We start from the raw sequence: 8,737 nt of genomic DNA, 5'->3' as shown, positions 1-8,737 counted from the left end.
GGGGGGCGGGGGCACGCATCCTGTCACACACGTTCCGTCTTCCAGGGGCCACAATGGCCCATGACCCCGCTCAAGCCCACCCGCGAGGCGCTGCTGCGCCACGTGCGCCCGGCCGACCTGAAGGCCGCGGCGCAACTCGTCACGCAGGCCACCACCGGCGCGATCGGTGTGGCCGAGGGCGTGCACCAGGCGGTGCGCACCCGTCTGGGCCTGCCTGCCGGCAGCGAGCCCGGCCGCACCGGCGGCCTGACCGGTCAGATCTACCAGGGCATCCGCGGTGTCACCCAGCTGGTGGGCCACGCGCTGGACAGCGCGCTGGCGACCCTGCTGCCCATGGTGGACGACCCGACGCGCCACCCCGAGCCCTCGCCCGGCCGCGAGGCCGTGCTGGCTGCGCTCAACGGTGTGCTGGGGGATCGGCTGCAGGAGACGGGCAACCCGCTGGCGCAGGCGATGGAGCTGCGCCACGCGGGCCGGCGCCTGCCGCTGGAAAACAGGCCGCTGCTGCACGAGCGGCTGGCACCCGCCTCGCCGCACCTGATCGTGCTGCTGCACGGCCTGTGCATGAACGACGTGCAATGGCAACGCAACGGCCACGATCACGGCGCCTTCCTGGCGCAGGCCCTGGGCGCCACACCGGTCTACCTGCGCTACAACAGCGGCCTGCACATTTCCAGCAACGGCCGCGAGTTCGCGCGCCAGCTGGAAGGGCTGGCGGCGCAATGGCCGGTGCCGCTGCAGACCATCACCCTGATCGGCCACAGCATGGGCGGGCTGGTGGCGCGCGCGGCCTGCGAAGATGGCCGGCAGGCCGACCACCGCTGGCGGCGGCTGCTGCGGCACCTGGTGTTCCTGGGCACGCCGCACCATGGCGCGCCGCTGGAGCGCGCGGGCCACGGGGTGGACGTGCTGTTGGCCGCGACCCCTTTCACCGCCCCTTTCTCGCGCCTGGGCCAGTTGCGCAGCGCCGGCATCACCGACCTGCGGCACGGCCATGTGCGCGACGCCGACTGGCAGGGCCGTGAGCGCTTCGGCTCCGGTGCCGACCACCGCGAACCCCTGCCCCTGCCCGAAGGCGTGGCCTGCTTCACCGTCGCCGCCACACTGGCGCCTCAGCGCGGCCTGCTGGCCGAGCGCCTGACCGGCGACGGCCTGGTGCCGCTGCGCAGCGCGCTGGGCCAGCATGACGATCCGGGGCGCCGGCTGGTGTTTGCGCGTGAGAGCCAGCGCACGGTCTACCGCACGGGCCATCTGGAGCTGCTGTCCAGCCCGGTGGTGGCCGGGCAGTTGCAGGCCTGGCTGGCGCCGGCCGCGGTCGGTGCTTGAAATCCGGCGGCCAGCCCATAATTCCGCCTCGCGTTGCGCTCCCCGGAGCGCGTTCCCTTCGTTTTCACGTCAGCCGACTCCCATGAGCAAACAAACCCTGTCCTTCCAGGCCGAAGTGGCACAACTGCTGCACCTGGTCACGCACTCGCTCTATTCCAACCCCGACATCTTCCTGCGCGAACTGGTCTCCAACGCGTCGGACGCCTGCGACAAGCTGCGCTTCGAGGCGCTCAACAACGCCGCCCTGTTCGAGGACGCGCCCAACCTCGACGTGCGCGTGGCCTTCGACCGCGAGGCGCGCACCATCACCATCACGGACAACGGCATCGGCATGAGCGCGCAGGAGGCGATCGACCACCTGGGCACCATCGCCAAGAGCGGCACCAAGGACTTCATGAGCCGCCTCTCGGGCGACCAGAAGCAGGACGCCCAGCTCATCGGCCAGTTCGGGGTCGGCTTCTATTCGGGCTTCATCGTGGCCGACAAGATCTCCGTGGAATCGCGCCGCGCCGGCCTGCCGGCGGCCGAGGGCGTGCGCTGGACGAGTGGCGGCACGGGCGATTTCGAGGTCGAGACCATCGAGCGCACCGCGCGCGGCACCAGCGTGATCCTGCACCTGCGCGACGACGCCAGCGACTACCTCGACCGTTGGAAGCTCAAGTCCATCATCGGCCGCTACTCGGACCACATCAGCCTGCCCATCCTGATGCAGAAGGAGGAGTGGGACGCCGAGAAGAGTGAGCAGGTGCTGCTCGACGAATGGGAGGCCGTGAATTCGGCCAACGCGCTGTGGGCGCGCAGCAAGAAGGACGTGAGCGATGAGCAGTACGCCGAGTTCTACAAGAACCTGAGCTACGACACCGAAGCGCCGCTGGCCTGGAGCCACAACCGCGTGGAAGGCAGCACCGAGTACACCCAGCTGCTCTACATCCCGGCCAAGGCCCCGCAGGACCTCTGGAACCGCGACCGCAAGGCCGGCATCAAGCTCTACGTGCGGCGCGTCTTCATCATGGACGAGGCCGAGGCGCTGATGCCCTCGTACCTGCGCTGGGTCAAGGGGGTGGTGGATTCGGCCGACCTGCCGCTCAACGTGAGCCGCGAGTTGCTGCAGGAAAGCCGCGACGTGAAGGCGATCCGCGAGGGCAACACCCGCCGCGTGCTGGCCCTGCTGGACGAGCTGAGCAAGGACGGCGAGAAGTACACGCGCTTCTACGCCGAGTTCGGCGCCGTGCTCAAGGAAGGCCTGGGCGAGGACTTCGCCAACCGCGACAAGCTCGCGAAGCTGCTGCGCTTTGCCAGCACCCAGGGCACCGATCTCACCGCGCTGGCCGACTACAAGGCCCGCATGAAGGAGGGCCAGGCCGCGATCTACTACATCACCGCCGACAACCGCGCGGCGGCGCAGAACAGCCCGCAGCTGGAGGTGTTCCGCAAGAAGGGCATCGAGGTGCTGCTGATGACGGACCGCGTGGACGAGTGGGCGCTGTCCTTCCTGCACGAGTTCGATGGCACGCCGCTGCAGAGCGTGGCCAAGGGCGCGGTGGACCTGGGCTCGCTGCAGGACGAGGAAGAGAAGAAGGCCGCTGAAGCCGCCGCCGAGACCTTCAAGCCGGTGCTGGAGCGCCTCAAGGAAAGCCTCAAGGACAAGGCCAAGGACGTGCGCGTCACCTCGCGCCTGGTCGATTCTCCGGCCTGCCTGGTGGTGGAGGACGGCGACTACTCCACGCAACTGGCCCGCATGCTCAAGCAGGCCGGTCAGCCCGCGCCCGAGGTGCGCCCGATCCTGGAGGTGAACGCCGAGCACGCGCTGGTGAAGAAGCTCGAAGGCAGCGCGCATTTCGACGACCTGGCCCACATCCTGTTCGATCAGGCCCTGCTGGCCGAGGGCGGTCTGCCCGACGATCCGGCGGCCTATGTGAAGCGGGTCAACAGCCTTCTGGTCTGAGGTCGATACCCCCCTCCCTAGTGCCTCTTGCGGTTGACTACACTCGGGGCCGGGGAGTCTCCAAGGGCGCAGTGCACCGCACCTGTCCCATCCACCTGATCCACCGGCCACAACGTGTACCTACAGCGTCCATTCGATCACGTCGTCACCTTCCGCAACAGCCAGGGGGAGAGCGCGCGCGGCACCCTCACCAGCCTGCAGCGGCGTTCGCTGGTGATGGAGATCTACAACCCGTACTCCATCGTGCAGGTGAGCGAGGTGCTCAGCGATCTGACCATCCGGTCAGGTGACCGCATCATCTACAAGGGCAAGGCGGTGGTGGTGAGCCTGCTCAACACCGGCCTGATGGCGGTGATCTCGGTGGCGCTGATCGACGAGTGGTCCGACCTCAACGCGATCCGGGGCAACGTCAACCAGGTGCGCGACGAGGCGGCCCGTTTCGTGGCCGACTGGGAGTCGCGCTTCAAGATCCGGCAGAGCTACCAGGTCACCATCAGCGAGTTCCGCGCCTTCCTCTCCGAGACGGCGCGCTGGATCGACCAGGCCGACATGGTGGACTCCCTGCCCCGCATGCCCGACGGGCGCCTGACCGACGACGTGTTCGGTGCCATCGCCGAGCCGCTGATGGTCAAGGGCAAGGAATTCCTGGTGCGGCTGGAAGACGAAGCCTCCCGCCTGCCGGTGGAGGACTCGCTGCTGCACCGCGCCTACGCGCAGACGGCGCTGCACCCCCTGGTGCTGCGCGCGCCCTTCGTCTACCGCACCTTCGCCAAGCCGCTGGGCTATGCGGGCGACTACGAGATGGTCAACCAGATCCTGGGCGACCCGCGCCAGGGCAGCAGCACCTACATCCAGCTCGTCAACGCGATGTTCCTGCGCGCGGCGGTCGCCGTGGCGCACCGCAACCGCATCGACATCCTGGTCGAGTTCCTCAAGAAGGCCGTGGCCAGTGCCGCCAGCAAGGGCCGGCCGGTGCGCATCCTCAACGTCGGTTGCGGCCCGGGCGTGGAAATCCAGAAGCTCATCGCCAGCGGCGAAGACCTTTCGCGCCTGCAGTTCACCCTGATGGACTTCAGTCAGGAAACCCTGAACTACACGCGCCAGAAGATCGACGAGGCCGCGCAGCAGCACCAGGTGAAGGTGCAGGTGGAGTACGTCAACGAATCGGTGCACGAGCTGCTCAAGCGGGCGGTGCGCGACTCCGCGCCGCTCGACGGCGAAGGCTTCGACTTCGTCTACTGCGCCGGCCTGTTCGACTACCTGTCCGACAAGGTCTGCTCGCGGCTGATCCGCTACTTCCTCTCGCGCAGCAACCCGGGCGCCCATCTGCTGGTCACCAACGTGCACGCCGACAACCCGGAGCGCTACGGCATGGAGCACCTGCTGGAATGGCACCTGATCTACCGCGACGAGAAGCAGATGCAGTCCGTGATGGAAGAGGTGAACGCGCCCGCGATCATGTACACCGACGCCACGGGGGTCAACATCTTCGCGGAGGTGGTGGTCAACGCGAATCTCAAGGCCATGGCGCTTGAAAATGGTTGACCGGCCGAGCTCACCTTACGAGCGGCAGCTCTCGGACTTCCGCCTGGCGTACAGCAAGGCGGGCAGCATCACGTCCATCGTGCTGGTGCTCGCGGGTTTCGGGCTGGACTACTTCTCGTACCCGGAGCGCCTGCTCGAGTTCACGCTGCTGCGCGTGCTGGTGGTGCTGCTCACGCTGGGGATCCTGCGCCTGCTGTTCACCCCGTTCGGCCGCGAGAACGTGCGCTCGCTCACCATGCTCTGGCTGCTGCTGCCGCAGATCATGATCGCCTTCATGATCTACGAGACCGATGGCGCGCAGTCGATCTATTTCGTGGGCCTGCACCTGGCGCTGTACGCGGTCGGCATCATCCTGCCGATCAGTTTCTTCGAAGGCATCGGCTTTGGCGTCGTCACGCTGGTGCTCTACGTGGTGGCCTGTGCCCTGCACCCCGACACGGCCGACAACACGCCGCGCATGGTGACGAACTCGCTGTTCATCCTGTTCTCCGCCGGCGCCAGCGCGGTCTGCACCTGGTTCAACGAGCGGGCCCGCCTGCGGCTGTTCCAGTTGCAGCACGAGGTGTCCGAGAAGAACGCCTCGCTGCGCGACATCAACAACACGCTGGCCGAGGTCAAGGGCCAACTGCTGCAGCGCGAGAAGATGGCCGCCATCGGCACGCTTTCGGCCGGCCTGCTGCACGAGCTCAACAACCCGGTGAACTACAGCCTGATGGCGATCAACATGGGCCTGACCTGCAAGGGGGTGCAGGACGACGAGATGCTCAAGGAGAGCCTGATCGACGCCCGCGAAGGCATGCAGCGCATCCAGAACATCGTCACCGACCTCAAGACCTTCGCCTACCAGAAGCCCGGCCAGGACAGCATGCGCTCCTTCCTGCTGGAGAACGCGGTGCGTTCGGCCGTGCGCCTGGCGGGCTACGAGCTCAAGGGCATCGATGTCGCCGTTTCGCTGCCCCAGGACAGCCACGTGCTGGGCGACGAGCCGGCCATCATCGGCGTGCTGATCAACCTGCTGAGCAACGCCGCGCTGGCCCTGCAGGTGGCCAAGCGCGAGCAGCCCCGCATCGCGGTGACGGTCACGGAGGGCGCGCAGCGCGTGGGCGTGTCGGTGCGCGACAACGGCTCGGGCATCGCCCCGGACAACCTCACGCGCGTGTTCGAGCCCTTCTTCACCACCCGCGACGTGGGCGCCGGCCTCGGGCTGGGCCTGAGCGTGAGCTACGGCATCGTGCAGCGGCACGGCGGCACGCTGGCGGTGGAGAGCGAGCAGGGCAGCTGGACCGAGTTCACCTTTGACCTGCCGAGGCCCGAATGAAGCCGGATTCAGCCTCTGTGACGCGCGGCCCGCTGGGCGCCCACGCCATCCTGATGGTGGACGACGAGCTGCAGGCCTGCAAATGGTTTTCCCGCCTGTACGGCAACGAGTTCGTGGTGTTCACGGCCAGCAGCGCGGACGAGGCCCTGGCCGTGCTGACACAGCGCGGGCACGAGGTGGCCGTGCTGCTCACCGACTACGCCATGCCGCAGCGCGACGGCGTCTCGCTGCTCGCCGAAGTCCGTCAGCAGTTCCCGCACGTGGCCAGGCTGCTGGTCTCGGCCTTTGCCGACAAGGACATGGCGATGTCCGCCGTCAACCAGGGCCATGTGGAAAAGATCCTCGAGAAACCGCTGGATGAGGCGCTGACCCGGCAGTCGCTGCGCGAAGCGCTGCAGTCCAGCCAGGAGCGCGCGCGCGAGCGGGCCCTGATCGAGCGGCGTGCCGCCACTCTGCGCGAAACCCTGGGCTTTCTGGCGCACGAGGTCACCACGCCGCTGGCCACGGTGCAGGGCTACCTGTCGGCCATGCGCGCACGGCACCGCGACCCCGCCGAGGCGGACAGCGGTGTGGCGCACATCCAGGAGCAGAAGCCGGGCGACGTGCTGTTCATGATCGAGGCGGCGCAGCGCCGCGCGGAGTACGCGCAGTCGCTGGTGTCGACCTTCGTGCAGACCGCGCGCGACGCCTACCAGCCCGACAGCGCGCCCAGCCTGCGCGCCAGCGATCTGGTGCAGGCGGTGCGCGAGGAATACCCGTTCGACCACGACGAAGCGCAATGGCTCACCAGCGACCTGGGCGACGATTTCGTGCTGCCCGGCCGCCGCGACCTGCTCTACCTCGTGCTCTGCACCCTGGTCAAGAACGCGGTGCTGGCGCTGCGCCCGAACCCGCCGGCGCAGCCGAACGTGCACGTCGTGCTGTTGCGCGAAGCCCCTGCGCCAGGCCTGCCGGTGCAGGCCGCCATCCAGGTGCGCGACAACGGCCCCGGCATTCCGGCCGAGGTGTTGGGTCGCCTGACCCACGAACCCCTGACCACCCGCGCCAGCACCGGGGGCAGCGGCATGGGGCTGGTGTTCTGCCGCCGCGTGATGACCTCCCTGGGGGGCTCCATCACCGTGCGGTCCGAGCCGGGCCAGGGCGCCACCGTCTCCCTCTATTTCCCTTTCGCGCAATGACCATTCAGGAGAATCCGTGAAGCCCGTGAAAATTTTGTACGTTGACGACGAGGCCATGGCCCTGAAGTACTTCGAGCGTCTGGTGAGCCCGCTGGCACCGGTGCTGACCGCCGGCTCGGTGGAAGAGGGGCGCTCGATGCTGGCGAAATACGGGGCCGAGATCGCGGTGCTGGTGTGCGACCAGCGCATGCCGGGCGAGTACGGCAACGAGTTGCTGCGCCACGCCCGCCAGTACTACCCGGGGGTGGTGCGCATGCTCACCACCGCGTATTCGGAGCTGGGTGACGCCATCGAGGCCATCAACACCGGCGAGATCTACCGCTACATCAACAAGCCCTGGGAGCTGGAGAGCCTGCGCGCGGACCTGAAGAACGCGCTCGAACTGGCCGAACTGCGCAGCGAGCGGGACAGCCTGATGCGCGACCGGATGATGGCCCAGCAGGGTCAGTTGCTGGGCAGCCGCCTGTCGGCCCTGCTGATGATCGGCGCGGCGGTGCACAGCGACGACGACCAGGAGCAGGCCTTGCACCGTTTTGCCCAGGCTGCGCTGCGCGTGGGCAACACCGAGCCGGCGATCGACTGGCATCGCTGGGACCATGCGGACCTGATGCAGGCCGAAGCCCAGCGCGGCGCGGCCATCGCGGCCCACCTGCGCCACTGGCTGCGGGAGTTCGGTCCCCGGCGCGACGGAGCCGGCGCACTGGCGGTGCTGGCCCAGGCGCTGGAAGGCGAGCTGCAGGGGGATCGGGTGCGGCTGGCGGACGGCAAGGCGTTCACCGCCCTGCTGTCCCTGCCGGTGGGCGAATGGCCGACGGCGCCCCAGTGCGCCTGGCTGGCCTGGCTGCTCTGGCAGGGCGGGCTGGCCGAAGCAGACGCGGCCGACGGCGGCTGGGTGGTGCGGGCGGCGGAGGCGGCCACGTTACCGACCGACTGGCTGGCCGACGCGATCGAGCGCCTCAGCCCGGGCGTGGCCGCCTGAGCCGTGCTGTGACGAAAGGTTGCATTCCCGGGGCACTTTTGCGTGGGCGAGCGCTCACAATGGAACCTGCTGCGTTTTCGAGGAGCTCTGTCATGACCCGCCTGTCCCCCCACTCTCTTTCCCGTGCCGCCACCGGCCTGCTGCTGGCCGGTGCCGCCCTGCTGGCGGGCTGCGGCTCCATGGGCGTGGGGATCGGCGTGGGCGTGCCCATCGGCCCGTTCTCCATCGGCGTGGGCGCGGGCACCGGGGGCGTGAGCGCCGGCGTGAGCACCGGTGTCGGGCCGGTCGGCGTCGGGGTGGGTGTGAACCAGCGCGGGCAGGTCAGCGCCGGTGCCGGGGTGGGCACGAGCACCCGCATCGGCAACAGCGGGGCCAGCGTGGGTGTCGGGGTGGGCACCAGCACGGTGATCCACGACCCGCACGACCGCAACTGAGACCCGTCGGCC

At 68.6% G+C, this 8,737-nt stretch carries 6 protein-coding genes and 1 pseudogene; all 7 read left to right on the top strand.

Annotation, left to right across the window (positions count from 1 at the left end; genetic code table 11):
* Window positions 1-60 precede the first annotated feature (60 nt).
* The gene (locus AC07ZS_RS11440) at window positions 61-1,326 is read left to right on the top strand and encodes an esterase/lipase family protein (RefSeq protein WP_494798720.1); all 1,266 of its coding nucleotides are present in this window, start codon (window positions 61-63) and stop codon (window positions 1,324-1,326) included.
* 82 nt (window positions 1,327-1,408) lie between these two features.
* The gene (htpG, locus tag AC07ZS_RS11435; protein ID WP_494798719.1) at window positions 1,409-3,271 is read left to right on the top strand and encodes a molecular chaperone HtpG; all 1,863 of its coding nucleotides are present in this window, start codon (window positions 1,409-1,411) and stop codon (window positions 3,269-3,271) included.
* Window positions 3,272-3,385: 114 nt separating this feature from the next.
* The gene (locus AC07ZS_RS11430) at window positions 3,386-4,816 is read left to right on the top strand and encodes a class I SAM-dependent methyltransferase (protein WP_494798718.1); all 1,431 of its coding nucleotides are present in this window, start codon (window positions 3,386-3,388) and stop codon (window positions 4,814-4,816) included.
* On the top strand, window positions 4,809-6,134 hold the full coding sequence (locus AC07ZS_RS11425; RefSeq protein WP_494798723.1) for a sensor histidine kinase: 1,326 nt from the start codon (window positions 4,809-4,811) through the stop codon (window positions 6,132-6,134). The genes AC07ZS_RS11430 and AC07ZS_RS11425 overlap by 8 nt, the downstream gene beginning before the upstream one ends.
* On the top strand, window positions 6,131-7,312 hold the full coding sequence (locus tag AC07ZS_RS11420) for a hybrid sensor histidine kinase/response regulator (RefSeq protein WP_494798717.1): 1,182 nt from the start codon (window positions 6,131-6,133) through the stop codon (window positions 7,310-7,312). Before AC07ZS_RS11425 ends, AC07ZS_RS11420 begins: the two co-directional genes overlap by 4 nt.
* A 25-nt stretch (window positions 7,313-7,337) precedes the next feature.
* On the top strand, window positions 7,338-8,291 hold the full coding sequence (locus AC07ZS_RS11415) for a response regulator (protein ID WP_494798716.1): 954 nt from the start codon (window positions 7,338-7,340) through the stop codon (window positions 8,289-8,291).
* Between the two features lie 92 nt (window positions 8,292-8,383).
* A pseudogene (locus tag AC07ZS_RS11410) lies at window positions 8,384-8,713 on the top strand (hypothetical protein); the annotation flags it as partial.
* Window positions 8,714-8,737 lie beyond the last annotated feature (24 nt).

The organism is Hydrogenophaga sp. GW456-12-10-14-TSB4 (assembly GCF_059424305.1).
This window is presented reverse-complemented; position numbering and strand designations above follow the sequence as displayed.